Source organism: Pseudomonas sp. MF6776, assembly GCF_016613125.1.
In the GTDB taxonomy this organism is placed as follows: Bacteria; Pseudomonadota; Gammaproteobacteria; order Pseudomonadales; family Pseudomonadaceae; genus Aquipseudomonas; species Aquipseudomonas iridis.
Genome location: NZ_JAENSQ010000033.1, coordinates 20,329 through 47,145, shown reverse-complemented (window position 1 = coordinate 47,145; position 26,817 = coordinate 20,329). Strand labels below are relative to the sequence as shown.

The following is a 26,817-nucleotide window of genomic DNA, read 5'->3' as shown; positions in this document are numbered from 1 at the left end:
CTTACTGCAACAGGCTTGGACGAGTGGAGCTTTGCGGTACTTCAGTCGGAACCCGCGTGACTACAAACACTTCTGTTTTCTGACCAGGTTCAAGCACCTCATCTGGCCATGCGCTTACAGCTGCTCGGTGAGGGTGCGTGCAGGAGCCGTGATCGAACTCAACGGTTCTGGCCGACACGTTCTCGGCGGTGGCCACGAAGACTCGGAAGTCATGGCCCTCGATCAACTGCGACTTGCTGAAATCGAAGCTGAGGCTTGGCTGCGCACAGGCGGGGATCTTGTTGCCGCTGGTAAGCGCACCGAAGCTGTATCCACGCGGCAACTTGCCTAGCGCCATCTCGCGCATCAGGGAGCGAAGAGTGTCCATATAGGGCTGAGAGCGCTCCCACTTCCGCGCCTGGCCGCTGTAGTTCGTCGACGAGGTGATTGGCATTCCGCTCGCCAGCCCTTGTACGTTTTTTGCCAAGATCAGGTTCGCCTGGATGGGAGGCACGCCTTGAGGCAGCAACGTCAGGGAGATGGCGACAGACTCATCGTCCTCAGGGGTGACAAACATGGTCACCGGCTTCTCATCCTGAGTCGTGACGTAGATGACGTTTCCGCTTGTAGAAATTTCAGCCTCACTTACCGTCTGGATATGAGGGTTATCGAACGGCGTAACCAGACGGTTGATTTGGCCTCTGCTGATCGGAATCAGGGTGTTTGTGCCGCTTGCAACGACCACATCCTGACGAGACTCGACGGGCTGAACAGGTGTGGGCTTCTTCACAACGCTGGCAGGCACGCTGGGGTTTTCAGCAGAGCCGGGAGTAATGGCAACCAAACGTGGTTTCTTTTCCTCCTGAGGATCTTCCTGTCGTTCAGGAACGCTCTCAGGAGAAGGTGTAGGCTTGGCAACCGCTTGAGGCTGCGTGCTGGCTGCAACTGGCATGTTCATGCCTGGAATCTGGATCTGCTCCTGCGCAATAGCAGGCATTACGGCAGCCATAGCCATTACGAGCGCAGCTGGCTTGAAGAAATGGAGGGAAACTGGAAGTGACATCGAGACGACCTCTGCTCTGAGATGTCGTCAATTCTGGAGGCCATTCAGCCGCTTGAGTTGCGTTTTCAAGCAGCTTTTGCGTCTGAAAACGGAGGGGTATTTTTTGTAGCCGCGGACTCGCGATACCAACAAAAAACCCATGCCAAAGACATTGACATGGGCTTCTTTCGCCTCAGCTTAGCGCTGCTGATTCTTTCTCTTCTCGCGCTCTGCTTGTTTCTCAGCCTTGCTGTTCTCGCGATCAACCACATCCTGGGTTCGAGCATCCCCAGAGTTCGTACTAACCCAACTCAGTACAGGCTTGTAGTCTTTGATCATAAGCTCGAACTCATAGGTTCGGTTGCTACGCTTTTTGTCGCCCGCCGGCCCTTCGCTTACGGAGCGACCAGTAACGTAGAACTTGTTCTCGTTGAGGTTATCGCGGAGCACTTTCTGCGGCTCGAAGCTCAGGGTCACTCGATCCTGGCGGATCTGATGAATCTGAGTATCGAGAACCTTCATCGTATCTTGATAGATCGACTTGTCGAGGATAGGCCCCAGGGCGTCTTTTACGACAGAGGCATTATGCGGGGTAACGTTGCCTAGCATCATTGCGATGTAAAGAGCCCATGCGTCGGCGTACTCCCCGGAACTTTGCGTTTTACTGACCCAGGCGGTCTCAGTCAGGGTAGGCGGTATCACAGTGACCACTTCATCCTTGTTGAGAGCAGAGCAAGACACCAGCAGATTGCTCAATACAAGGCCTGCAACGGCAATGCGCAAGAACTGATTTTCTCCCCGCATGCCATCGAACGAATTGCTAAGCGACTTAAAAAGCATCAGACGAACTCTCTCTCGTAGGAATTGGGCATGGATCGCACACTCTTCCGGCCAATAGCTCCCCAGTGCCAGTAAATAGCGTGAAGCAGATAGCCGTCAGGGCGGTTGTCGCAGAAGCGCCGATAGAAGCGGGCGAGCAGAAGACCTACCACTGTGCAAAGAATCAGCTGTGCCAGAAGAACGCCTGCAACCAAACCGATCCCTATCGGCATGACCTCATCCAAACGCCAAAACATCACGTGCGGCGGCTGGTCGATGTATGCCGGGATTTTGATTGGCTCACTCACTTGCCACCCCCTGCTTTGCTGAGGCTGGCTATCGCTTTGAGGATGCCTTCATGACTAGCGTTAGCACCTTGGAGGACCATCGACATACCTGTCTGGTTGTCCAGGAGCAGAGTCGAAGGGGTCTGTTGGATGCCAAGCTTAATGGCTTGATCGAGATCGCCAGTTACTCGCTCGATGGCCTGCTTCGAGTCTGTGCAGGCTGCAAAGCGCTTCCCATCCAGGCCAAGATCGGTCGCAAGAGACACGAGCGATTCCGAAACTCCCTTGCCGTTGCCACCGGTTTTATCGAACACCGTCTGGGTGTACTTCCAGGCAGCATCTGAGCCACCTTGCTCACCAGCACACTCGATGGCCAGGGCTTGTCGCCGGGAGGCCTCTCCAAGGGCTGGGACATGGAGAATCGCGGCATTGATTTGTCCAGCCGAAGACTCGATAAGCGCTTTCAGCAGGGGGAAGTGATCGCGGCAGTAAGGGCATTCCGTATCCGTCATCTCGACGAGCGTGTACCGAGCAGATGAAGAGCCATAGATCCAGTTGTCCGGAGCTGCGGGGATATCATCTTCTGGAAGCTGTTTGAGGTTATCGACAATCTCTTGGATCGCGGCGGGGTCAACTGCCTGTGCTTTCGCAACAGACAATTCACCCTCGAGGCTTTTGACTTGGCCTTGTAGCTGGCTCATGGTGGTGAAGTGGTAGTACGAGCCAACTACCAGAGCGGTGGCAAGGGCTGTGATAGCAATAGCAAAAGGGATCGTTTTCGAGGGTGTTGTTTTCGTTGCCATAAGGGTCAGCCTGTCGTGGTGTTAGGGGCATTCTGCGGATAAACGCAGCCTGAAAGTTCCGTTTTCAGGCGGTTTTATGGTCAGAATTCAAATGCGCTTTGGCAGGTTGCTGATCAGCACGGACAGCACGACAGGCAGCATGATGACGATGAAGGTTGAGATAACGAGCGGCGGTAAAGGTAGAGGCATCAACACGCTGAGCACGATGAGCATTCCGCCCCATGACAGGACGATCGCGGCGTTGTTATTCAAGAACGGTGATGAGTAGTCGAATCCATGCCGCTTGGCATTCCAGCGCATCCAGCCGGCGTAAATGGCCGGCACCAGAACCGCGATCAGCAGTGGCAGCCAGTAAAGCGTTAAAACGATCCGGTAAACCATCTGGTAGATGATTTTCTGGACGGCCTCACCTCGGGACTCAAGATACCGAAACCACCAATCCACGTTCTTTTCGAAGGCATCCACGGTGCCGCCTCGAGGCATCAGCATGTCGGAGACAACCTTTTTTGCCCCGGAGTCGATGACAAGTGCCGAGTAGTAGCGATTGGTCTTTTCAAGCACCTTATCCATGTCGGAATCGCCAAGCAGTTCGATGCCCCATTTCCGCTCTTTCAGCATTACCGTATCCACCAGCTTGTTCGGCGCAACGGTTGCCAGCATCAGGATCAGGACGAAGAAGAACGCTATAGAGGCCATAACGCCCTTTGGCCACTTTTCTTCAAGCATCTCAGCCATTGATCAGGAACTCCCGGATAGGTTGCGGGACATTGGTTGTTTCGCACCACAAGACAACATCATCCGGTGCAGGGGCGTTGCCGTAGCTCGTGAGGATCTGGAGGATGTGGCCGAGCACCACCCGGAGCCGAATGAAGTCGCTGATGCCCTCCCGACACATACGCTGGTAGGCCACCAGCACATCAATCAGGGCCGCACCAATTACCTCGGGTTTATGGCCCGCCTCAAGCATCTTGAAGATGAATTGCGTGCCACAACGCCATTCCAGGTCAAACGTGCGCAGTCGAGTTGTTGAGGCCTCATCCAGGCCAGTGAGCCTCTGAATTTCTAGTGGAATCGAGACAGTCATTTTTTGCTCCGGAATCAGTTGGCAGTCGGGCCGGTGAGGATGGGCAGTCGCCCCTTGCGGATATCGCCGCCCGCAAACACTGCGAGATATTCGAGGTCTGGTAGCTCGCCGAGGAGCGCTGTTGGGAAGCGCTCGCCCTCCTCTTGCATAAGGCGCTCACCAACATTCCCGCCCTGCACCACCCCGCCTTCACCTGCCGAGTTGCCCTGAGTACGCATGACGTATTTGTAGCGAGTTGGCGTCATCTTTTTCGCCACGAACTCCTGCGTATCGGTATCAAGGATGCGGAGGCAGATGATGTTGTTCGCGTTCCCCAGAACCTGCATGGCCTTGGCTTCGTCACCCATGCGGGCCTTGAAGTCGGCGATGGTCTGGGTTGCGATGTAGAGATTTATTCCTGCGCCGCGGCCCTTGTTCAGCAGCTGGATGAGCTGGTCATTGATCACCTCAGCAGCCTCGTCGACAAAGATGTTCACCGGCTTGGGCAACCTGTGGTTGTAGATCTCGCCTGCGGTCGATGCCAGATCGGCCAGCGCCAGCGAGCCGATGGTTGAGCCCACCATTGAGTCAGCAAGCGAGTCGAGGCCCAGGTAAAGAACCTGGTCGGCGTTGATGACAGAGTTCAAGTCACTGATTCGGCGCGGGTCTTCATCGTCGGTGTGCGGGGAAAGCAGCGGCCCCATTTCACCGGAGGTAAGCATCACCAGGATTGGAAGAAGGCCAGCAATCATCTTGCTGAAGTGCGATCGCTCGTGCTCGAGCATGGTGAGCAGGCCTTCCAGATCGGTATTGGCTTCCACTTTCGCGATGTCGTTGTAGTAGACCTTCCGCAATACCTTCGCCTTTTCTTCGATGTTCCGAACCTTGGCTGAAAGAATTGCTGATTCGGCCATTCTCGCGAATTCATCTTCACCGAAGACCTTTGAACCGAAGGCCATGACCACCTTGATTGTCAGCCCAGGAACATCCCCCTCAAGGGTTCTCCTGAGGCCGACAAGGGTGGGCAGGATGTTGCAGATCAACATGGCTTGAATCACGCTGTTCAAGGACATCTGCGCAAAGGCTTGGAACGGATCGCCGGCTTCGCTTTTCATCAGCACTGCGACACGGGAGGCAACTTCAGTTGCGCGGCCGTAGTTCTTGGTCAAAGACAAACGAACCGACTTGTCAGGATGCGCAGGGTGGAAATATTTGAACAGGCTGGCCTTCCCCATCGCCTTGCATGTCCGCTCACATGTTTCGGCTAGCCCTTTATCGCCTTTCGGATCGATCACGATCACCGGTTCACCACGAGCGATACACTGGGATATGGCCAGGTCGAACCAGCGGGTCTTACCGGCCCCTGTTGTGCCCAGTACGAGGTGGTGGATCGAACGCTGGTCTGCTGGCCGGAAACATGGCTCCTCCTCATCCATGCCGATCCCGTGTATCCATTTCGTACCCTTAACATCAGCGTTGCGGCGGCCACGCTTACCGATAATGGCCTCGATATCCATCGCCTGGAGCTCGAATGCGTACTGGCCGTGCCGCTGCCGCCAAGGGAAAGCCTCGCCGAAATAGAACTCGTGAGGGTGTCTCTTTACCAGCTCCATCACCTCCTCCAAGGTGATGAAGGAGAGATCTGCTCCAACGAGACATGCTTTTGCCCTATGAACGCGGAGTGCCCTTGGTATGGCCGCCAGGGCGAATCCAGCCTGCACGCCAAGCGTGATCAGGTATGGGGTTACCGGCATCTCCGTCATCAGTTGAACGGCGGTGCCGGCAAGCATGGACGAACCCCACGCAACAGCTTCCCGCGCCTCGTAGTTTTTCCGCCAGTAACTGGTGTAGTCCCATTCACTCATTTTTTGGGAAGCTCCTCGTAAAGGGGGCGAACGAAGATTTTTCTGCGCTTGGCAACCTTGACGGCATCGCGGAAGCAGAACACTGCGTTCTCTAGGGATGTTGATGTGATACCGAACTGCTCAGCGACATTCGTGAGCATGTAGGTTGTGAGGCTGAGCACAGGCGACCCGCCTATTTCCTCAAGTACGGCCTTCTCGATCAGCGACTTCACAGCTTGCTCGAGGCTTGGGATGTCGGCCTCGCGAAGCCGGGATATGTGAGGAATAGCCCAGTCCAGCTCCGCTAACTTGCAGTAGATGACGCTGTAGTCGGCGGTGAGCATGAAGCCTTCACGGGACTGTAGCGTGCGGGTCAGAGCAGGCCCTTCGACCGTAATGTCCTGCCACAACCAGCCCGCATGGACGAGCGGGTGGATGTCTTCAGCAAGGAACGAAGATTTTCCCAGTCGAACGAATACCTTGTTTCTTGCTAATGCCGCGTTCTCGGGGTCTTGAGTCGCGGTGATGAGCTTTTGGGCAAGCTCAGGTTGTTGTTCCAACAGGTAGCATTCGTGCGCTGTGAGCTTCGACACGACATCCGCTGGCAGGATACTGCCAGCGCCTGGGACCTCATTTGCCACAGGGCCGGCTTCTCCAACTTTCTGCTTCTTCGATTCCAACGGAGGCGTAGTTTTAGGCGTGCGTTTGCCTTGCCCCATGATGGAGTTGAGGGAAATCTTTTCCTGGCGAGGCAACAGTTCCTGCGCCCCTTGCTCTGATCCGACTTGGGCATCAGCGTCAGAGGGCTCGGTGCTACTTTCAGCCTCAGCGGCCGGGAGTGGTTCTTCTTGAGGGGGCTCAGCCGCCGGGGAATGGGGACTCAAGAAAAGCAGCATTTCCTCAAGGCTGGCAGGTGGCTCCTGAGGTGCTTCTTCCTCCTCCTCAGCATCCAAAGCTTCCTCTGGTTGGGAGGAAGCAATTGCAGCCGTATCGTCAGCTGCCGGCGCTGACTCCACACCAACTGGGGCCTCTTCGGCGGGATTCTGCGCTTGTTTGAGGCTAACCCCTGAAGAGGCGGTTGTTGGTACCGGAGCTGCTTGCCTTGGAGCCGCTTTTTTCTTTCTTGCTGGCTTCGACGATGCGGATTCTTTAGAAGGTGTAGGCAGCGAATCAGCGTCAGTATCCCCGCTCGAGTCCCCAGTCAGATCAGCCCCAAATAGGTCTTCCTGATGTTCACTCAGCGCGTTCGCTGCTGCGCCAGCCGTATCGTTAGGAGCAATGACATCCTTCTGCTTTCCCTCCTTCCCAAGGCTGATGGAAACTGGCGGCGGAATCGGTGTGGTTGGAAAAAGGATGTCCGGATTCACAAGCTTCATGCAGCGCAGCGCCGGGCCTTTGCCGTTCTTGCGCAGAAGGTGAGGCGTAACCAGCCAGTACAGGTCGCCGTTTGGGGCTCTCTCTGCTATCCCGTGCTCTACCAAGGTACCAATTAGCGTGTCAGGTGATCGCGGGATGGCCACAACCCCATCACCGACCAGCATGCTCACAATCTCCTCGGCACCCTGGTTCCAAGCGATGTAGACGCCATCAGTTGCAACCCATACGCGGCCGGCAGGCGTGTTGATCTTCCAGGTTCCGTCACTCAGCAACCGCAGCATTGCATCCGACACCAACCGCGGTACCGGGACACCTGTTGCATTGCCCCCGCCATTATTCGAGCCTCGATTGAGGTCACGCTTGGTGGATGCAGAGTCGGCCCACTTGACCAACTCGGTCAGAGGCGAGCTTCCGCTCCCGGAAATTGCATCGAGGAGCGCTTCATAGATGTCGTGGCCACCTTCAATCAGCCACGCCTGTACGGCTGGCGGAATGATCCGTGTTGCTTGCGCTACAGAGACCTGAACGTGATTCCCATGCCTATTGGAATTCCAATGCAGGAAATAGCGGGTCAACTTGTTGCGCACAGACCAGTCATGAAGCGTTTCCTGCGCGTAGATCCACTGGTTGTTGCCTTCAAAATCGGTGGCGCGAATATCCGTGAGAGGCTTCCCTGCGTCGTGTAGCAGCCCTGACGCGATGCCCGCGACGTACCACCGACGCAGGCGCATGCTTCGCCGTGCCGGGGTCTCGTTTGTATCAAAGGCTGTCGTAAGGCACCCATCCAGGGTGAGCGAGGCGACCTCAAGGCTATGTCGGAGCAACCCCCCTGGGCCGGAGTGATGGTGGTTCTCCGACGCCGGCAGCATGTGCGCCAATTCGGCGAAATTCACCAGGATCGGCTCAACGTAGAGCTTGAGGTCACTGGCAGGCATTCCGACTGAATGAATAATCCGATCGAACAGCTCGTGCTGATAATTGCGCATGAACCACTGCCCGCTAACCAGCCCTGGATAACCCTCTTGGTAAGGTGGGTACCGAAGGTTTCGCCAGTTATGGTTCTCCAGGTACCGCTTGATTTCAGGAGTAATCATCTGCTCGGCCGGGTGCGCGAAGCTGTCCGTAAGGGCACGCTCGCTTCGAGGCCACAGGCGTTTCAGGAATGAAAATGGAGGCATACGCTTCTCGGCCATGTTGTGTGCTGAGAATGATGCGTGAGGGATACCGCCTTGAGTTTCGTTTTCAGGCAGTTTTATGGTCGAAAAAAAGCCCGGCAAGTGCCGGGCTGAGGGGTTAGAACCAGAAGGTTCCGAAAAACTGTGACGGCTCTTCGACCGTCTCATTTATTGCGTCCACCTTTTGCCGTATGCGGGGCAACGGCTCAGGTTTGGCCTTACTTTCATCGTAGGAGGCATCCACAGAGACCCGCGTAGCCATTGACGAACCGGTCTGGTGTCTCGCGATCACATCGGGCGGAATAACCGCCTCCAGCTCGTGCGCAACACCTTTCCAATCCACAGTGCCAGCCACTTCGTAGCTCGTGACTTTCACACCCAGAGCATCGGCCCGGCGGAACTCCCCCAGCAACGGCAGGATCTCGGCCTCAAGGTCTTTTGCTTCCTTGGTGAGCACTTTCAACTGGGCCTTCAGCTCAGCAATCTTGCTCTCCTTCGCTCTCCTGGCATTTGCTAGCGGACGCCATGCAGCCAGGTCCAGCCTATCCAGCGGAATAACGTCCCGCTTTGGATCGGCCTCAGGCGGCACACCGCGCATCACCAGCCCCCAGAAGATTTCTTCTGCCTGAATGATTCGTCTCACCAGAAGGTCATCCCAGTCAACGATCAAACAGCAGGGTTCATGCTTCGGCGACCAAAACCACAGGTAACCGCGCCGTGCTCCACTGACGATCATCTGGTGCATCACTTGCCAGCGGTACAGCTTAAATGCCTTGCTATGCTCCCTGAGTTGCAGCACCTCCAGATGGTTGGTTTCGGAGAGATTCTTGATCTCTACCGGAGACTTGTCATCCAGAACCCCATCGAACGATGCCCGAATAAAAGGGTATGCGGTCGACTCTGCACAGAACGGCAAAGCCATCTTGCCGTACTTATCCTCAAAGGCTTGTAGCGCTAGCGGTTCGAATTTGACTCCCCTCCTAACCTGCGGGATTACCGACAAGTCAGCTGGCTCGACAATTCCAACCAATTCCTTCCACAGCTCCAGGGGCGTTTTATCAGGGTTTTCACCCATGATGACAGCGCAACTGGTTGCACTGATGCCTTCCCTTCGCCACTCGTGCCAATCAGGAGTCCGCTGCGCGATGTCAACGATTTTCATTGTCGACACCCTCATGGAACCCCAGCCTGGCCATTACCTCATACGCATGCAGAACACCGTTGTTACGGAACTCAGCACAGAGCTTCAGGTCGTGGAACAGCTCGGTTTTCTTCAACTTTGTGGTGCTGTAGAAGCCCTTCGCAAAGTTTGTTTCTGGATCAAGCACATCGACATAGCCGAGCCCGTCAAGCAGCGTCTTGCGTAGCAAGTCAGCATGGCTCAGCACATTCGCTATGCGCTCATCTAGTGGGCCTGATGTGAAGAAGTTGAACTGCAAGCCAATTTCTTCTCCGAGCAGCCGTAACGCCCTACAGACGGCGTTATACCGCTCCTTTCTCAGCTCTTCGGCCTTCGCATGGAAGTCCTGGAGCCGCTTACTGTAAACAACACCCCATTCGCGCAGCTGCTTTTCGTCTGCTTCCGTCAATCCCTGAAGGTCAGGGTTCTCAGGCCAGTTATCCAGATCCATGAACATGCTGAGTTTCCCCAACATGGTTTTTTCTTGGATCTCGACTCCTAACTCCGAATTGCGGTGAGCGACGATTGCGGCTTCTACGGCATGGAATGCCTTGCAGCATGACTCAAAGGTCTTCATTGATTTCTCCTTTTCTCAAGTTCACCACCCTGGCTCGAAAACCCAAGTGGCACCCCCGGAAAGGCGAAACCCCAGAGGGCTTTCGCCCCCTGGGGGATATTCTTTCTCTGGTGTTCCAGTGATGCTCACGATTACGCAACCTTCGCGTAGCGGGAGTAGATTTCTTCTCGCTTGCGCATGGCATCCTCGAAGCTCAACTGACCTGCATTGCAAGCCTGAATCACTGCGACGATCTCCATGCCGCGCTGCCATTCAGCGGTACCCGACAATCGATCAAGCGCCCCCATATCTAGAAGTGCGTATCCATCGTCAAGCATGTCGCCAATGCACAGCTCCGGCGTGTCATGCGTGCAATGGCCGGTGAAGCCATCACGTTGAAACGCCTGCCACCGAAAGCGCCCTTGCTGAGATGCGTCTGGGATAAGAACACCCCAGGCATCCCGGCTCCGATGCTTCAGCGTCAAGCCAAGTCCGTGGATAGTGAACTGACAAAGCAGGTACTCCAGGAGAATGAGCTTCACCTGAAATTGCTCGATCATTTCGTCAGCGTATTCCGCGAACGCACCACCCTCTTCTTTCATCTCCCCCCAGCTAGCAAGGGAGTCCTTCAGCCCCTCAACGGTTGACGGTCGCATTGTTCTGCTCTCCTGGAAGGGAGTGGGTCAGAACGGCAAAAAAACCCGGATGGGCCTTCTCTGCTTTGTCGATCGCTTCGCCGAAGGTGGTTGCTTCACAACGGAAGGTAGCCTTCTGCTGTGTATGCAGGATGGTCATCGATAGGATGTAAGTCCGCATGGTGTATCTCCTTCTCAGATTTTTAGCCCTGAAAAAGAGGCACCTTCCCTGAGGGGCGGTGCCCCTCAGGGATAGCGATTACTCAGTTGATTCGCTGGTATTGCCCAGCTTCAACCAGCTGCTTTGCTTGGCCTGCAAGATGCTCTACTACGCCGTTAGAAAGCGGATCGCTGCCATAGAAACCCCAGCAGCTATCTGTCTCCTCGCCGTCTTCAATCACCTTGAAGCCCCACACATCGCCGGTTAGGTACTGGTCATAAACCTCGACCTCCCCAACCAGCATGGCGGTTACTTTTTCGGTGCGTGACTTGTTCAGCCGTTTCCAGCCCTGCTCAGCACACACTTTCGCCTTGCTCACGAAAATAAAGCCCACTTGCCCACTGTCCCAGGGGCAGGCGAACGGCTTGGTTCTCATCGTGATGCCGCTGTGATCGTAGAGATACAGCGGCAGAATGATCGCCTTGCCTGTCATTTTGAGAGCTTGTTGGATGTCAGGTACATGAGTTGAGTCGAAGCCCATCTCGTTGAGCTGCCTTTCGGACAGGTGCTCGTAGATCAGGTCAAGCGCCTCAGTAGCTCCATCCTCATCACCCAGAATGTAGCGGCGATGAGCGCAGACCATCATTGCAAGGTTGTCCCACTTGCGCGGGTTTTCTGCGTCGGTGTCATGCATGAGCTGTACGGTGACTTTCGGTTGTGCAGTTGCCATATCGTTTTCCTTTCTCAAAAAACGACGAGGGCAATGCGCCCCTGGGGGCGATATGCCCCGTCAGGGAGTTTTTTGCAGATGCCTTACGGCAGCAGCAGGGTCAGGATGAAGACGATCAAGTCAGCCATCTGATTGATTCCTTTTGAACTGACGGAGCACTCCCCTTACGGGAAAGCCCCGCAGGGTTGTGGTCAGTTCGAAGCGCCCTATGCAACAAGGCCCCCCAAAGCGTTTTTTTGCGTCACTCGCCTTGCGACTGAGCAACGTACTGCGCAGATTTCAACTGGGTTACAGCGTAATCCCGAGCGTCTACAGGCCACGTCGAAACGTACTCGAACGCCGGCTCCCAACTATTGGCATCACGAGCACGCCGAACAACTTCCGCAACCTTCTTGATCACCTTTGCAGGTAAATCAGCAGGTGGCGGAACTTGGCTTCCATCACGGACAACTTCACCTTCAATCACATCGTCTGCCGGGGCAGGATCTGCAACCTCTGGTTTAGCGGCCTGTTCGGGGTCTACGGTGGGTTCTGGCTGCTGATTAACCTGGTTAGAGGTCGGCAACGGCTCAGTTTCCACCACATCAGCAGCGCCCATATATCGCTCAACAACTTCAACTGGTACATCGTTGGAAGAGAACCCTTCCCCAGCGTCTGTATTGAGGTACTGAATCACTCCGTCCAGCTTTGAGCCGGTCTGAGGCCAGTATTTCCTTGCAATCTTGATGGCCGACTTCTTGCGCATGGAATCTTCGAAGTCGACCCAAGGGCCTTTCTTCTTGCGTTTCCACAGCTCTGAAGCATCGCGAGCAGCATTGATTTCATCAGCGGTAACCGCCTCAACGTGAACGCGGCCATCAGGCAGAAGAGCTTCGACGTAGCAACCTACAAACTCCCCACGATCAGCCTTCTTGTCGAAAGGGTTGAACGTGTGGGTCGGGCTTTGTCGCTTCCCTCTGTACTCGAATTTGTCTTTCGAGTAGACCAATTCAACGATGCAATCACGGATCGCACCGTCGTTCACAGCGACCTTGACCATGCCCCTCCAGGACACGTCCAAAACCACCTGCCCGTCTCGGGGCACCAAGTACGCGAGCTGTCGGGATTGATTAAGAGTCAATCCGTAAGCCGCAACCTGGCTAAAGGCATTTCTAAGGCTTAGCGGGTTAGTCGTAGCGCACTTGCACAGATAGTCGTTGTTCATCATGGCCTGCGATGCAAACAGCAGCTCATTTTTGAACATCACGTCAGTCTTCGACGACTCCACTAGCTTGATGAACTTTTCTTCTTGCTTCGCAATAATTGCAACTGCGTTTTGGAAGTTATCGCTCATTTCATTTTCCTTTCTAAAAAGAAAACGCACCCGAAGGTGCGTTAATTCTTGACTGACTTCTGCCTGATTAGATGATGTTTAGAAGCAAACGGCTAATTGGGGCAAAAGGGATGTCGTCGTCGAAGCTGTCATAATGCGGATCATGCTGTGGAGCAGGATCGCGTGGTGACTGACTAGGACGTTGTTGTTGCTGTTGCGGACGCTGCTCACGGGGTTGCCCTTGAGAGTTGTCGCGCTCTGGCCTACCACCCAGGAGCTGCATTCTGCCCTGCATGTCGACGATAATTTCGGTGGTGTACCGTTTGATACCGTCTTTTTCCCACTCTCGTGTTTGAAGCTTACCTTCGATGTATACCTGCGATCCTTTCCGCAGATACTCACCAGCGATTTCAGCGACTTTCCCAAACAAAGAAACACGGTGCCATTCGGTCTTTTCGACTTTCTGTCCCGTTTGCTTGTCAGTCCACTGCTCACTTGTTGCAAGGCTGAGATTGGTTACTGCATTACCGTTCGGTAAGTAGCGAGTTTCTGGATCTTGACCACAGGTGCCAACCAAGATCACTTTATTTACGCCGCGAGCCATAGTATTTCTCCATTTAGATAGAACTACGGGGCGGCATTACCCCAATACGGGGGCAATAGCAGCCCCGTTGGGGTTTGGTTTTTCATGGGTTTTTGGTTGTACTTTTGAGACGGCCAACAAGCCGACCATGCGACGAAGCGCATGACTAAATCAGTCCACACATGTGGGCTGACTTAATCTGGGAATTCATGATGGTTGAGATTCAACCATGAGGCGCTGGGCCTGCTAGATGGACTGCAAGGCATGCAATCCGGATTTATAACGCCGAGCTACTCGACGTGATAGGAAGTCTGCAACAAGCAGAATCCAATGGCAAGCGGGTTTTTTGTCGGCGTTTTTTCAGTCGCTTTTTCGTCCTGAAAACGGGCCATCTCCTTTTCTGTACAGAGGAAAATGATCCTTACCAGCCTCAGAGGATCAACCATGCACCACCTTAAATCTCTCCTGCCGCTAGGCCTGGCCATTGGCTTGGCGCTCACAGCGGGTTGTGCCAACAAGCCAGAACCACCTGCCTCAGGCACGCCATTCGAGGTAGCAAGCTACGAGCCCGACATGCGCGAATACCACACCAGTTGGGGGCATACGGGCCGAGGCGGTGCAGCATTGCGAAAACCCACCTATCAACCCGTTCTTGGCAGCCTCGATGTTCTCGAGACCCCGGCCGGGAAGCTTCACCCAGAGCTGCAAGCACGCCTTACAACGAACGATAGCGTTGCAGTCCCCTCATCCATGTTCCAGGCCAACTGTGCTGACTCTGCAAATGTGGCGCAGGCCTTTGCTCTTGGCCAACCCGCGGCAAGCGAGCGCATCGTCACCTTGGCCAACGCGGCCGGTTCGGTCGATGACTACATTGCCGTCCGGAACAAGCTCTGCAAAGGGGCTCAACGGTTGAGCTACGAGGAGTGGGTCATTCTCGTCGAAGGCACCCCGAAGGATGTCCCTCTTCACCTGAAACCGTCTTTTTCCCCCTCCTATAAGTGATCAGTCATGCCTAAATTCAATCCCACTCTCGCTACAGCCATTGGCGTTTCCATCGTGGCCTCTGCCGTTGCTATCGGTGTCTCTGTCCACATGGGTCAGAGTTACACCGACATCGCCGTAAAAAATGCCCTTGTGGAGCAGTTGCCAGGCGCGGTCGACAAAACCCTGAAGGATCGTGAAGTTGAGAAGATCAACGCAGCGAAAGCGAAAATTCTCTCGAAGTGGAGCGGCGCAGCTGACACCACCATTGAAGGTCGGCACATCTACGGCAGCAAGGACGCCCAGTTCACCTTGGTCGAGTTCGTTGACCTGGAATGCCCTTATTGCAAGCGCTTCCATGACACGCCAAAGCAGATGGCTGACAAGTCCGAAGGGCGCATTAACTGGGAATGGCAGCATTACCCCCTGGCCTTCCACAACCCCGCAGCGGAAGTGGCAGCTCACGCCTCTGAGTGCGTGGGCGAGGTTGCCGGCAACAAAGCCTTCTGGGCCTTTACTGGCGAATGGTTCGCTCGCACTCAACTCAATGGCCAAGGTGTCGAGGACGTAGAGCGTCTTGCGCAGGAGGTTGGTGCTCCCCTTGATGCCTATCGTCAGTGCATGGAAAGCGGCAAGTACCGGGCCTTGATCGAAGGCCAGGTGAAGAAAGGCACGAACATGGGTGTCACCGGCACGCCAGCAACGGTCGTAGTCGACAACCTGACAGGCAACAAACTGCTGGTGAAGGGTGCCCAAAGCACGCAGGTGCTACTCCAAACCATGCAGCAGCTGGTCAAAATGCGCGACGAGGCTCCCAACCAGGACAAGCTGGATACCCCTGCTGAGGGCGCGGCCAATGAGATCGGTGCTCAATAGGCTGGATGAATGGGCCGACCGGCTAGACGCCGGCGGCACTCGTGCGCTTTGGGGCGCTCGTGACGCCATGACCCAGCAGCTAGAAGGTCGGGTGGGCCTTTTCCGTGCGCTACGCAGGGCCAGTAGCTGGGATGAGGTTTTCGATCTCATCTCAGCCAACGGATACACCCTCATTCCAAACGGAGAGGATTTTATCGCCGCTGACATGAGCACAGGGCTGATGTTCTCTCTCTGGGATTGTGGTCATAGCCGGCTCGTATTTGAGGAGCGGCTTGGTCACTTCCCGGATTCACCTCCTACGAGTCGATGACTCCAACCCCGCTCCGGCGGGGTTTTTCTTGTGCTTGGGATATTCCAGAGCAGTGATGTACTGAGCACACCTCAATAAACGTATCAGGGAGATACGCCATGAACGATCTACCACGCATTGCATCGTTTCGCCAGTTGGACGAACACCTGAAGAAAACTGGTGTTCCACGCGACGAACAGATGATTCGCAACAACATCTACATTGCACCGCTTGACTGGTTTGCAATTGAAGAAGGCTTCAATCTGAGGCCCATCGATCCTGACCATGCCGAAGGCTTCGCCAAGTCTTATGAGCAGGGCCTGTATGTGCCTCCAGTCGTCGCAGAACTGAAGATCATCGACGGCAACCCTCGCCTCGTGATCCGAGAAGGCCACCATCGCCTCACTGGCGCTCGCATCGCAGATGGGCGCGGTGCAAATCTTCCAGGCCTGATGGTCAACGAGTTCAAAGGAAATCAGTCCGACGCTGTTGTGATGATGATCAAGACCAGCGAAGGCAAAGAGCTGCTGCCGCTGGAGCGAGGAGAAGGCTACAAGCGCCTGGCCGGGCAAAACTGGATTCCAGCCCAAATCGCCGATCGCATGAACAGGAGCGTCACTCATGTTGAGCGACTGCTGCTTCTCGCCAACGCCGAGGAGAACGTCAAACAGCTCGTTCGCGACGGCGCAATTAAAGCGTCGCCTGTCATTGATGTTCTGGTGGAGCTGCGAGGAACTGGGCAAGACCCATATCCAAAGCTGCTGGGGATGATCGAAGGAGCAAAGGCCTCCGGTCGTACCCGCGCAACGGGCTCAGACGCCAACAAGGCGCTTGGCAAGTTCAAGGTGACACCCAAGGAAGCCATGAGTGCGTTCAGCGCACTGAGCGGCCTTACAGGAAGCCTGCGCGATCAACTCAAGTCCGGGGGCGATGCGCAGCATGAGTTGCGGCTTGACTCGAAGGCGGCGGAATCGTTGCTGAAGATCCTGGAGAAGTATGAGGCCAGCCAGAACACGGCTGAAGCCTGAGGAGGCAGTAATGCTGCACATTGAGCGCAAGGTAGGGGAGTCGATTCGGCTCGGCAACGACATACAGGTGATCGTCACAAAGGCTGCGAACGGTACGGTCAGGTTGGCGTTTGAAGCGCCGAAAGAGGTGAAGATCTACCGCGAAGAGATCTACCAGCGCATCCAGAACGAAAAAACACCCTGATCACATAGTCGGTCGTTCGACTTCGCTTGGGATCGCCGCCGAAGACGGTAACCTATGGCTATCGAAAAAAGGAGTTTCACCATGAAGAACCGCAGTATAACGATTCGCACCGGGCTTCTCGCCGCAGCTATTGCTCTCCTGGTCGGGTGCTCTTCCTCGCCGAAGGCACCCACCGTACAACTGCCTGACCCGCAGAATGTGCCGAAGGAAAAATGGTCTGATGCGATGCACGTTCTGACTGCCATGAACATTTCTGGTCAGCGTGATGTTCCCCGAGAATTCGTTGTATCCGACCCGACCACGGCGACTCCTAGTACAGGAGGCTCGAGTGTGGCGGACGCTGCTGTTGCCGCAGGCGGCTATGCGTCGCCTCCTCCTGGTGTCAGCAGCAATGCAGCTCTTGGCCTAGGGGTAGGCCTCTTCCTCCTCGGCGGCTCGAGCGATCCAGCTCGCACCTACCAGACTGCCGCTTGGGTACCCAGCACGCTGGCAAAATCGCCCGAAGAAGCGTCTGCCCTGGTCTTGAAGCTAATTGAGGAGGCGCGAGTCAAAGCCTTTCCTCATAACCGCTCAAAACTCAAATCGCTGGTAGGTAAGTATCCGTCAGGTCACGGGAAGGCCTACGATAGTCCCGCAGCTTTCGTGAAAGAAACTCCCGTGCAATTTGCCGACAGAGCCACGCCCCCACCGAGCTTTATTAATGCCGCCGAGGCATATGGGCCAATCTTCATTCTCAATGAGCAGTACACAGTTGATGGAATAAAGAACGACATAACGACCTTGGAAGCCATGACTAAAATTTCCGAAATTCTGCCGGAGTGGTTCTACATGTATCACCCAGGCCAGAAGCTGCGAAAGAACTCTGTACCCGCGCGCATCATCAATAAAGGCCAGGCGATGTATTTCATTGGGAAATAGCAAACGCCGCCATTAATACAAGAAGCCCCGCACTTGGCGGGGCTTCTTTTTATCTCATATCTTCCTCAGCTTTTCTCTTCACCGCGTCAACATCGAAACCCTCTAGCCTCTGCAAGTTCCGGTCTAGCGTGTTGAGCCGCGTCTCACCCTGCGTTATCTGAAGTCTACTTCCACTTCCTGTCACGTCCTCAAGCGATACGGTGTTCGCGGTTGGCAGCCGCCCTGCAAGATTCAGCATACCGATCCACTCAGACAGATCCACACGGGACCAATCCATTTGCGCCATCTGAGCTGGCGTAATTCCTTCGCACGTAGGTGACTTCACGTCACCCCATCCCAAACCCAGTTGCTCACGGGCTGACTCTTGAATGATCCGGGCCACAACCGAGCCGAAGCAGCAATAGGCTTCTCGTTTTTCGACGCAAGAGCCAAGAGCTTCGGATGCGCAATAGCTGCCAACGAAGTGGCATTGCCGCGTTTCTTTTTTTGCACCCAGCTCGAATTCCTTCTGTTCGCATTCCCAGATGATGTTGATCAGCAGATCCACGATCACGTAAACCATGTACACCCAGCCGATGATGTTCACAACCATCGCAGCTTGCGACCCCAGACCGGTAACCGCGCCATCTGCTCCGGTGGCAAATACCGCGTCGGCCGCAGCCGTCGCCCCCATCTCAACCATCGCGTCATAAGCCTGCTGCATGAGCCATTGCTGAAGTTCGCTCATCAGGGTTTCCTGTACCGCGCCCTCAAAGCCCTTCTGGAACGCAGCAGTGGCGCTATCCACAATGGTGCCCCACTGGCCCTTGATAACCGAGGAGCCAACAGACATCGCCGCTTCAGTACCCGCAGCCCAGTACCCCGGAGCAAAGAGATTTCCTGTCCTGCTCAATGCCTCGAGCGAGCTGGTCATCTTCAGTGTATTCATCGTCAGATTCACATAGTCGAAGATGGACACGCTTTCTGGGGCTTCACAGCAGTCGACGTAGCCACCCAGCGCCTTCTTGCACTCCATAGCCTCGCCTTTGAACACCTTGCAGTCATTGGCCTGGTTGATATCGGTACCATCACCACCGCAGTCCAAGTCGTGCTCAGCAAACTGAGCAACCTGAAGCATGGCCACCGCATAGGCAAAATCGCCGCTTTTCGTGTTCGACGAGTCGAAACACTCACTGCCCATACAGCGCGCCCCACCAGGGCATTCGATTTGTGCCCCAGTGTTCACGATGGTTTCGTAGCTGGTGTCATAACCGCAGTCCCAGACCTCCTCGAAGGCATAGCACGAGCCTGTCTCGCCTTTTGCGCCATCAATACAGCCTTGAGAGATAAAACCACAGCTGGGATTCTGCTCGTATTGGGTGCAGGTATTCAGGTTACCGCCATCATTTGAGGGGCACCGCTGCACACCCTGGGCGTCCGTGTAGCAATCCATATTCCCCTTGTAGTAGGAGCACTCGGCGCTTACCTGGGCCTTCTTGCAAAGAGGATCAATGCTCGGGTGCGGGGATGGTGGCATGTCAGAACGGCAGATCTGAACGCCATTGGTTTCGGTACACCCGTTAGCATCAACTGCCGGCATAGAGGTGCACGACATCTGTGCGTTGGTGCAGAACCCATCCTTGATCATGTCGAACATTGGCAGGCGCTCTTCTGGGCCCCAGCCTTTATCAACGAACGCCTTTGCCGGGTCATAGATGATCTTGATGCGGGCGTAACCCTCACCACCACCGGTAACCGAGGTGCGGGTTTTGAACGTGATCACGTCATCATCGCTGCCGAACTTGTCAGTGATCACCTTGTTCGGAGCTACGTTCCAGCTTGTTCCGCGTTCGCAGCTTCCAGCTGTTTCCGGCGGGAAGACACCAGGTGTGTGCGTCCAAAGCATTTCGTCATTGAAAAGGATTTGGAAATAATCGTCGAAAACAGCTCTGTCGACGGTAGCTGAAATAATGGCGTCCTTGGCTATCACGCGGAATCGGGTGTACTCCTCATAGATTTTGCAGTTCCCGCTCCAGTAGTTGTCTCCTACCGTGCCGACCCAGATGTACAAGCAACCTGGTCCGCACGACTGAAAGTTTGGCTGCCCGGAAACGTATTCGATTACACCTACCTTGTAGTCATGCAGGAACTCAACGTTTCCGCCTTGATCCACGACGCGCTCACATGTTTTGTAATTGGCAACATGGGCGTTTTTCGTCACGTTCTCAAAAACTTCGGTAGAGGTGCAGTCCGCGAAGTTCTGCTTAAACCCATCCATGAAGTCAGGGGAACGAACTTGATCAGCCTGATTGAGCATAGGGTCGTTGGAGAGATCTACCGACATGCGGTTGCCGCTGTCGATCAGGGTTCGGTATGCCTCTCCCTCAGAGGACGATTCCGATTGGAGGCGGGTATTTGCTCGCAACCCGAGATCGATCGTCTTCACATCGTCGCCGTAGACGTTCTCGAGCGAGGCAGTGTCTCCAGTTTCAGGGAAAAGATCCTGAAGCGTGACGGAGGCGTCCCCACCATCGAATACCTGAAGTGCCTGCTGGCCTACCGATTGACCGGCCGCAGATCCTGCTGTCACAGCGTCGGCCCAGGCTGTGAAGGTCATGCTGTTGAGATACAGGCCGATCACGGTCACGTTGACCAGCCGTCTCAGCGTTGTTTTGAGTGGTTGTCGCATCGATCGCATGTCCAAAAATGGGGATGCTTCGATGCTAGGGGAAGGGTGAGAAATGATGGCGCGGTTTCAGGCAACAAAATCGCCTGAAAAAGCAAAGCCCCGGCTGGTGGGGTCACCGGCCGGGGCTCGCTGTGTTTTTGATCATGCCTCAGGCACTACTAAGACCTGGCCATCACTCGGGATCAAGCGATGAATCACCGCCCATGATTTAACGAACCGGGTATCCGGATCGGAGGACGAAACAGTTCTGGCGATCTGCTCGGGGACTTTGAACACCCGTCCAGACTCGACCATCAGTTCTTTGAGTTCTTGGCAGAATAGTGCGTTTGCTGCGGTCATGTTCAACTCTCCAGGTGTGGGTGATCCCCAGAGCCCTTCACACGGAAGGGCTCTGGTGGATCACCCACGGAGGGTGACCACGCAGCGGTCTAGCCGAAGCTAGACTTGAATCCGTTCACTGGGCCAACCCCTGAGGGAAGGCTCAGTGGGCCTTGATGTTCGTGCCGTGCTTCTTGTCGAGACGGTCAGCGACCACATAACCGATCACGCCGGTTAGGGCCAAAGCACCGACAACGCCTACGATTGCGTAAACAAGCATCTGCATCGAGTCCATTTCATTCTCCTTTCGGATTGCTCATCGCTGTAATCAAGGATACCACCAAATCGGCGATCATCATTACCACGCCAAGCACCAGACAGAACGATACGACAAGCGGATGCGTTCCTGGTGTAACGATGGAAACAAAAGCGGCTGCCAACAAGCTACAGCCAACGCCCATAAGTGAAGCCTTAATCCAGTCGAATAGTATTTTCTTGTACATCTTTTTTACTCCTCAAAAAGACGAGGAGTCCCAACGGGATTCCCCGTCAGGGTTTAATTATTTCCAACTCCGAGCCGTTCGGCTGAGTTAGAAGAACAACAATAAAGCCATTTGCCTGCGAATAAATCGCATAGGCAAAGTTCGATTTTTCTGCCAACGATGATGCGCTGCGAACAGCGTCAATTGCGTTTACATGAAACATCGGGACGACCTCTTACGAAGCAAAGACTTCCAGTAAAACCGAAAGCTTTTTGCCAAGAGCCTTATTGAATCAAAGCGCGTGACGTGCCTTGATCATTTCTGCGGTGTGAGACTGCTGAGCAGTTTCAACGCCTGCATCGAACGCCTTGAAGCCAAGTTGAATGCCACCAACAACAAGAGCGGTAAGGACGATGAGAGTTTTCATGGTGTTCTCCGTTAGCAAAAGATGCAGACGGAGAACCACCCTGGCGGGAAGTAATCTCCCCGCTGCGGGTTTTTTATGCACGCAGAAAAACCAATATCCAGTTGCCTGGATGTCGATAATTTGAGTGCTATTTTTAAGCCGGTTTGAAAGCGTGGCTCTGCTTTTTGTGACTCATCACATACATGATGAGAACACTGCCTGAACGCATACACGTTTCAGGCCTTGGCGGACATGCTCATGCATGGCGCTAAGTTCTAAGCACAGAGGGCTCTGTGCTGGAGGGGTTCTTGAGAGCTCGACCTGAGGCCCGCTCTATGCCTGCGATGATACCAAACCGATGCCCTTTAACAAGATGGCGAACCAAAAAAAAGGGTGACCCGAAGGCCACCCTTTCACACTCATAGCCCATTAGGTGAGAACACCTTGTGGCCGCATTTATTCCGGAAACGGTCAACAACCATCTCCATTGGCTCCTCCAGCTTTATCGGCTGGAAAAAACCTTCTCCCCGCGAGTGCTTCAGGAGGATGACGCCCCCTGATGACAGCTCCCATAGGTGAACCTTTGTGCCCCCTTTGGTTACCCAAGCCTTACGGCTTATCGAGGCCTGGCCTTGCAAACGAGCAGCTTCGAGGATCGCGTTCATCGACTTCTCCATACATCCATGCAGGGAGAAGCCCCGCGGGGGATTTCTCCCCCTTGGGTTGTGTTTTTTAGAGTCCTGAATATCTGCTTTCGAGCTTCAATTTATCCGGTGATACCGGGAACCAGTAGCAATCCCAGTCCAGAAAAATGAAAGCTTCGGGACGAAACTCAGGATCGATCTCTCGGACGAATCCCAGGATTTTCTTTCCCTGGATTTCGACTCCGTATCCATTTGTCACCGTCACGGTATCGCCAAGGATGAAGTCGCATGGAACAGGCGCGACTTTTGCCATCTTTTCTTCAACAAACCGGTGCATTTTCATCTCCATTTTCATGGAGAACCCCGCCGGGGTTCCCCGGTAGGGTTATTTGCAGATTGCGTTGGCCAGCTCTTCAGCGTGCAGCAGAGCGTACGCTCTTCGCTCCTGGCTCATGTATGGCCAGCAAGAGCCAACTGCGTCCGAATAGCTCCCGAATGCGTCAATCCAGTCCCAGTAAATGTTCGTGCTGTCCACACGTCGCATCTGGTCAGCAGCTGGACGAACAAGGCTGAAAACCTTGTACAGCTCGCCACGCTCAACCGCCTGCTTTACAACCTGAAGCTCGCCTTCCGTCATAGCCTTGCGGCAAACCTTCTCGACGAGAACGCCGGCAGCGCGTTTCAGCAGCCTTTCAACTAGCTTGACCACCTGATCGTTACGAGTAACGAACGTCCTGGCTTCGCCGGCCTGGGCATCCTTATAAGCATTCATCTGATTCTCCATTTCTACGAAACGCAGAAAGGGAGAAAGCCCGTAGGGGCTTTCCCCCCTATCGGGCTTCTATTTACTTAAACAGTTCTTTGGCTGCGATTTTCAATGTGGTAGCGCGAACATCTTCGAAGTCGCACATCATTGCTTCACAACAGACTCGGAAGCTAAACGGATGAACTTCGTCCGAAAGTACCCAATCCATTGCTTCGCGCCAATTCTGCTCACTGACCTGAGGATGAATGATCTGCCTCAGAGTGATTTTCAGCAGGTATTCCCGCATCCACTCAACGTAATCATCGGTGATTTCGTCTCGTGTCCGCAGGGCTTCCAACTCAGCGTCTGACATTTCCAGAATGTCGAGAAATCCAAGTTGAAAGACTCGCGCATGGCTTGCCTTTCTCCGTGGTCTCCGCTCAAACGAGCGGCGCTGAATAATTACTTGTTCCCCAAACAGATCCAGCAAGGGCAACGCAGTCGCAGTATTTTCCATTTCAGACCTCCTCAAACCGACAGAGGCCTCCCACTAGGGAAAGCCCCTAGTGGGTTGAATGGTTATTTGTCAGGCGGCTAATGCTTCGCGAACAAGCTCAAAGAGCGAGTTCTTGAGATTCGCAACCTCCCCAACAGCACGGTATTGGCTGAACAATGCTTTCAGGATGTGCTCATTGGCACTTCCGAAACCAAGTCCAATCACTTCGATACCGCTGACCTCACACCGCTGAATAAACTCTTTCGCTGCATGAGTAGTACCTGCGTTCGGTTCCCCATCCGTTATGACGAAAAGAATCTTCTTCTCGCCCTTCGCACGAAGAACTTCAACAGCAGCCGGCCACAGTGCTTGCGCAAGAGGCGTACCGCCCTCCGACATCGCACCAAAGCCACCTTCGCTTACCGCCCTGATCAATCGCTCTTTCGGGCTCTTGATCAGTGCGCAGCGCTCAACGCCATCGTTCGCCTTGTTGGGAAACGACATCGCGCCGGTTGTCACCAGCGGAAGTCCCTCCAGCGCGCTTAGAACCGCATAGACTGCGGCTTCGGCCTGATCCATCGCAGATTTCATACTCCCCGACTTGTCGAGAAGAATCTGGATCGATGCAGACTGACGCTCTGCTCGAGACTTACTTCTAAACACCCTCGTTTCGCCGCCCTTCATCATGGCGATACGGCCAGTGTCGATCCGCTTGCCCTGCCGCTTCAGCCGAACACGGCAATCAACCTGCGCCTGTAACAGCCCATTAAGGCACTGTCGCAGACCGGCCGATTGCTCGATGCCCAATTGCACACGGCGGACGCTCGCTTGATCGGATCGGTTCCTCCCCCTCCCATCCAGAGAGAATGGTCGGAGCGGATTACCGTCGCGCACTGCCTTACGGCCTAGCAACTCACCCGCCTTGTCGCCAACTTCCGAGATCAACCCTTTCAGGTCGGCTTCGGTTGCATCCTTGGCCTGCTCGCGCAGGTTGCTGGCTTCTGGGGAAGGTTTGCCGCTGCCATTGCTGGACTGCGAGGTTTCTTGGCCATCGTCGCCGGCATTGCTGCCGCTACTTGGTTGGGATTGGTCTTGCGGCTCGGAGCCGGACTGGCCTCCATCAGATGTTTCCTGCTTGGATTCGGGTTGCCCCTCCTCTTTGCCTTCATCACCTGCACCCGCACCACCGTCTTGCTTCTGCTCCTGCTGCTGATCGCCTCCACCCGACTCTTGCGAGTCCTGAGGAGCACCCTCCGAGCCTTGCTCGGGCTGCGGTTGCTCATCTTCCTGCTCATCCTCTTGCGAAGGCAGCAGGTCGATAATCGCGTCCACCAGAGCGAGAACATCTGTTGTGCTCTCGCACGTCAGGGTGTTCTTCACCAGGGTCAGGATCTGATCCGTAAGGTCAGCCCCAAGAAGGGTCTCCATACGGGCCAGGTAGGCTTTTGCTGGAACCTCAAGCTGCGGTTCCTGGAGTAGCCAGTAACCGCCGTAGAGAATTCCGTTGTGAATCACATGAAGCGCCGGGCAGTCATCCACCTGCTCAGGCCGGAACGGCTCAAGCAGAACCTTGCGGTTCAGGTAGCGGATGTCCGACTCAGTACCTGGGTACTGATCCATGCTCAATCGTTCAATGCGGATGTCCTCAAGAATGTTCAGCAGATTCTTGCGGAAGGGTGTCGGGCTTGAGTCGCGAAAGCAGCCCATGTCTGTGTTGCGGACATGGGAGCATTCATGTGCGATGTACCCGAAGGACAGCGGCAGATCGTCCTCGGTGAAGGGGACAAATACGTTTTTTCCATCTGTCTTAGCCTGGATACCCTCAACATGCACTTTGACGCCAGTTAGCTCGGCAAGGTGCTGTGCATAGATCGGAAGAGTGCCGACCAGGGATTGATTGCTCATCGTTTATCTCCTTTCTCGCCACCGCGAAAAGGAGTAACCCCGCGAGGAGGGTTACTCCCACGCGGGGTTTGTTTGTGATGTCAGAACCAGAAGGTGCCGAAGGGCATATCGGGTTCGGACGGATTGATTACGAGGGGTTCTTCAGACTGCTCCACTGGAACGGATTCAGCTGGTTCAACAACCTCGGGTTTTGCTGGTACTTCGTTGATGCTGTCGTGACAACTCGGATTAGCTACGCTTGCGCTCAGCTCTTCCTCGACCATCGTTACGGCATCCGCGGGTACTTCAGCATCAGGTACAGCAACAGCAGTGACAGTCTCGGCCGTAGCCTCGATCTCAACTGCTGTAGGAGCCTCTGTTTCAACACTGGCCGGGGCCTCGGTTTCAACTGAAGGCAATGCTGGAACGAAGGCCATCGATGCATCTTCATGACCGTTAGCTATGTTCAGGTTTTTGATCAGCCGCTTGATCGAGTCCTCATCAGAGAGGGCCGACACAAGGGCTACAACACTGTTGTACTGAGAGCCATTAACCACCCCGGACTTGGGGAGAGCCGCAAGGACTTCCTCAATGTGTTCGGTTAGGGCTTTGACCTCACTGGACAGGAACATCAGGCCGCGAAGCTTGGCGTTGATCTTCCGAACAGTGTTCAGCGTCGTTTGTGTGACATGGCCACGAGTGGCCAAGCCTGTTTCAAGCAAGCGCTCGGCTGTATCTGCCGTCTCAGCGTACAGCTGATCTGACAAACCACGGACCTGCGTACCCAGCGTGTTAGAGAGGTGCTTGTCGCCATCAGGGGAAACACGGCATGCCGCGTACCCAAAATGCATCCCTGCATCTACCTGCGCCTTCGGTGTCACCGAGGTGCGGATAGCATCACGCCATTCTTGCTTCTCCCAGCCCTTGTCGATCCACTCAGTGATCCAGCGTTCGTAGTTAGGGAGAAAGTTGTTTTTCAAGTCGTAGAATTGCGATTTGAGCGCTTCCAGTCGGTCAACAACCTCTTGGATCTTGTCCTGGGAAACTGCATAGCCACCCAGGAACCGCACACCACACTCTTCCACCACCTTTGTAGCCTGCCGCTTGATCTTCTCAAACGGTTTCAGCTTCTCCGGGTCGATTACACGCATCGATCCGAGTGAAGCCAAAATAGCAGGAGGAATCTTCCCCTCCAGCATTTCAGGTTTAAGCTTTTTCCGAGCAGTCCACAGATGGATACCGGAAAGATCGACCAGCAGTAGTTGGTCTAGGATTTTAATTTCATTCTGTTGAATGGACATTTCACGATTCTCCTTTCTCACATGCATGAAAAAGGGGGAATCGCACCCGTGG

Annotated in this window: 31 protein-coding genes; 5 read left to right on the top strand and 26 right to left on the bottom strand. The window is 54.7% G+C overall.

Annotated elements, in window-relative coordinates; genetic code table 11:
- Position 1 precedes the first annotated feature (1 nt).
- The 15 genes from JJD74_RS25970 to JJD74_RS25900 form a co-directional block, all read right to left on the bottom strand.
- Positions 2-1,042 carry a type-F conjugative transfer system secretin TraK gene (locus tag JJD74_RS25970; RefSeq protein ID WP_147811270.1) on the bottom strand — a complete coding sequence of 347 codons (1,041 nt, stop codon included), beginning with the start codon at positions 1,040-1,042 and terminating at the stop codon, positions 2-4.
- Positions 1,043-1,219: 177 nt separating this feature from the next.
- Positions 1,220-1,861, bottom strand: a complete 642-nt coding sequence (locus JJD74_RS25965) for a TraE/TraK family type IV conjugative transfer system protein (protein WP_013100902.1) — start codon at positions 1,859-1,861, stop codon at positions 1,220-1,222.
- Positions 1,861-2,148, bottom strand: a complete 288-nt coding sequence (gene traL, locus JJD74_RS25960) for a type IV conjugative transfer system protein TraL (RefSeq protein WP_013100901.1) — start codon at positions 2,146-2,148, stop codon at positions 1,861-1,863. Before traL ends, JJD74_RS25965 begins: the two co-directional genes overlap by 1 nt.
- Entirely contained in the window at positions 2,145-2,930 is a 786-nt protein-coding gene (locus tag JJD74_RS25955) for a DsbA family protein (protein WP_102685507.1), read from the bottom strand. The genes traL and JJD74_RS25955 overlap by 4 nt, the downstream gene beginning before the upstream one ends.
- Before the next feature lie 87 nt (positions 2,931-3,017).
- Positions 3,018-3,665 (bottom strand): DUF4400 domain-containing protein, encoded by a 648-nt coding sequence (locus tag JJD74_RS25950; RefSeq protein WP_102685506.1) that lies wholly within the window; start codon positions 3,663-3,665, stop codon positions 3,018-3,020.
- Positions 3,658-4,014 carry a hypothetical protein gene (locus JJD74_RS25945; RefSeq protein ID WP_013100898.1) on the bottom strand — a complete coding sequence of 119 codons (357 nt, stop codon included), beginning with the start codon at positions 4,012-4,014 and terminating at the stop codon, positions 3,658-3,660. Before JJD74_RS25945 ends, JJD74_RS25950 begins: the two co-directional genes overlap by 8 nt.
- A gap of 14 nt (positions 4,015-4,028) precedes the next feature.
- Positions 4,029-5,858: a conjugative transfer system coupling protein TraD gene (traD, locus tag JJD74_RS25940; RefSeq protein ID WP_147811269.1), complete on the bottom strand. Its 1,830-nt coding sequence runs from the start codon at positions 5,856-5,858 to the stop codon at positions 4,029-4,031.
- Positions 5,855-8,407, bottom strand: a complete 2,553-nt coding sequence (gene mobH, locus JJD74_RS25935) for a MobH family relaxase (protein WP_181086209.1) — start codon at positions 8,405-8,407, stop codon at positions 5,855-5,857. The genes traD and mobH overlap by 4 nt, the downstream gene beginning before the upstream one ends.
- A gap of 100 nt (positions 8,408-8,507) precedes the next feature.
- Positions 8,508-9,551: a YqaJ viral recombinase family protein gene (locus tag JJD74_RS25930; protein WP_013100895.1), complete on the bottom strand. Its 1,044-nt coding sequence runs from the start codon at positions 9,549-9,551 to the stop codon at positions 8,508-8,510.
- The gene (locus JJD74_RS25925; protein ID WP_013100894.1) at positions 9,538-10,146 is read right to left on the bottom strand and encodes a hypothetical protein; all 609 of its coding nucleotides are present in this window, start codon (positions 10,144-10,146) and stop codon (positions 9,538-9,540) included. The genes JJD74_RS25930 and JJD74_RS25925 overlap by 14 nt, the downstream gene beginning before the upstream one ends.
- Positions 10,147-10,277: 131 nt before the next feature.
- Positions 10,278-10,781, bottom strand: coding sequence for a hypothetical protein (locus tag JJD74_RS25920; RefSeq protein ID WP_013100893.1), 504 nt, complete (start codon positions 10,779-10,781; stop codon positions 10,278-10,280).
- Entirely contained in the window at positions 10,762-10,941 is a 180-nt protein-coding gene (locus JJD74_RS25915) for a hypothetical protein (protein ID WP_033040792.1), read from the bottom strand. Before JJD74_RS25915 ends, JJD74_RS25920 begins: the two co-directional genes overlap by 20 nt.
- 82 nt (positions 10,942-11,023) lie before the next feature.
- Positions 11,024-11,650, bottom strand: coding sequence for a hypothetical protein (locus JJD74_RS25910; protein ID WP_013100892.1), 627 nt, complete (start codon positions 11,648-11,650; stop codon positions 11,024-11,026).
- Between the two features lie 241 nt (positions 11,651-11,891).
- Entirely contained in the window at positions 11,892-12,983 is a 1,092-nt protein-coding gene (locus JJD74_RS25905; protein ID WP_013100891.1) for a RecT family recombinase, read from the bottom strand.
- A 67-nt stretch (positions 12,984-13,050) separates the two neighbouring features.
- The gene (locus JJD74_RS25900) at positions 13,051-13,566 is read right to left on the bottom strand and encodes a single-stranded DNA-binding protein (protein WP_013100890.1); all 516 of its coding nucleotides are present in this window, start codon (positions 13,564-13,566) and stop codon (positions 13,051-13,053) included.
- A 423-nt stretch (positions 13,567-13,989) separates the two neighbouring features.
- Here JJD74_RS25900 and JJD74_RS25895 point away from each other — a divergent pair, with 423 nt between their 5' ends.
- From JJD74_RS25895 to JJD74_RS25875, 5 genes are all read left to right on the top strand, one after another.
- Positions 13,990-14,547: a hypothetical protein gene (locus JJD74_RS25895; protein ID WP_033041159.1), complete on the top strand. Its 558-nt coding sequence runs from the start codon at positions 13,990-13,992 to the stop codon at positions 14,545-14,547.
- A gap of 6 nt (positions 14,548-14,553) precedes the next feature.
- Positions 14,554-15,402: a DsbA family protein gene (locus tag JJD74_RS25890; RefSeq protein ID WP_124097839.1), complete on the top strand. Its 849-nt coding sequence runs from the start codon at positions 14,554-14,556 to the stop codon at positions 15,400-15,402.
- 408 nt (positions 15,403-15,810) lie between these two features.
- Positions 15,811-16,719, top strand: coding sequence for a ParB/RepB/Spo0J family partition protein (locus tag JJD74_RS25885; protein WP_102685503.1), 909 nt, complete (start codon positions 15,811-15,813; stop codon positions 16,717-16,719).
- 10 nt (positions 16,720-16,729) lie between these two features.
- Positions 16,730-16,903, top strand: a complete 174-nt coding sequence (csrA, locus tag JJD74_RS25880) for a carbon storage regulator CsrA (RefSeq protein ID WP_102685502.1) — start codon at positions 16,730-16,732, stop codon at positions 16,901-16,903.
- Positions 16,904-16,984: 81 nt separating this feature from the next.
- Complete coding sequence (locus JJD74_RS25875; RefSeq protein ID WP_102685501.1) at positions 16,985-17,821, top strand: hypothetical protein; 837 nt, start codon at positions 16,985-16,987, stop codon at positions 17,819-17,821.
- Positions 17,822-17,870: 49 nt separating this feature from the next.
- Here JJD74_RS25875 and traN read toward each other — a convergent pair whose 3' ends face one another.
- From traN to JJD74_RS25830, 11 genes are all read right to left on the bottom strand, one after another.
- Positions 17,871-20,489, bottom strand: coding sequence for a conjugal transfer mating pair stabilization protein TraN (gene traN / locus JJD74_RS25870; protein WP_102685500.1), 2,619 nt, complete (start codon positions 20,487-20,489; stop codon positions 17,871-17,873).
- A gap of 141 nt (positions 20,490-20,630) precedes the next feature.
- Entirely contained in the window at positions 20,631-20,828 is a 198-nt protein-coding gene (locus tag JJD74_RS25865; protein WP_013100883.1) for a hypothetical protein, read from the bottom strand.
- A 142-nt stretch (positions 20,829-20,970) separates the two neighbouring features.
- Complete coding sequence (locus tag JJD74_RS31160) at positions 20,971-21,102, bottom strand: hypothetical protein (RefSeq protein ID WP_255311629.1); 132 nt, start codon at positions 21,100-21,102, stop codon at positions 20,971-20,973.
- Between the two features lies 1 nt (position 21,103).
- Complete coding sequence (locus JJD74_RS25860; protein WP_011077965.1) at positions 21,104-21,310, bottom strand: hypothetical protein; 207 nt, start codon at positions 21,308-21,310, stop codon at positions 21,104-21,106.
- 271 nt (positions 21,311-21,581) lie between these two features.
- A complete protein-coding gene (locus JJD74_RS31155; protein WP_013100880.1) occupies positions 21,582-21,716 on the bottom strand; it encodes a hypothetical protein in 135 nt (44 codons plus the stop codon).
- A 398-nt stretch (positions 21,717-22,114) separates the two neighbouring features.
- The gene (locus tag JJD74_RS25855; RefSeq protein ID WP_013100879.1) at positions 22,115-22,360 is read right to left on the bottom strand and encodes a hypothetical protein; all 246 of its coding nucleotides are present in this window, start codon (positions 22,358-22,360) and stop codon (positions 22,115-22,117) included.
- Between the two features lie 67 nt (positions 22,361-22,427).
- Positions 22,428-22,676, bottom strand: coding sequence for a hypothetical protein (locus tag JJD74_RS25850; protein WP_060763786.1), 249 nt, complete (start codon positions 22,674-22,676; stop codon positions 22,428-22,430).
- Positions 22,677-22,724: 48 nt separating this feature from the next.
- Positions 22,725-23,111, bottom strand: a complete 387-nt coding sequence (locus JJD74_RS25845) for a hypothetical protein (RefSeq protein WP_023049102.1) — start codon at positions 23,109-23,111, stop codon at positions 22,725-22,727.
- Between the two features lie 73 nt (positions 23,112-23,184).
- Positions 23,185-23,601, bottom strand: coding sequence for a hypothetical protein (locus JJD74_RS25840; RefSeq protein WP_013100876.1), 417 nt, complete (start codon positions 23,599-23,601; stop codon positions 23,185-23,187).
- 69 nt (positions 23,602-23,670) lie between these two features.
- Positions 23,671-25,485: a nitric oxide reductase activation protein NorD gene (locus JJD74_RS25835; protein ID WP_023049101.1), complete on the bottom strand. Its 1,815-nt coding sequence runs from the start codon at positions 25,483-25,485 to the stop codon at positions 23,671-23,673.
- 80 nt (positions 25,486-25,565) lie between these two features.
- Entirely contained in the window at positions 25,566-26,765 is a 1,200-nt protein-coding gene (locus JJD74_RS25830; protein WP_033962538.1) for a DUF3150 domain-containing protein, read from the bottom strand.
- Positions 26,766-26,817: the final 52 nt, after the last annotated feature.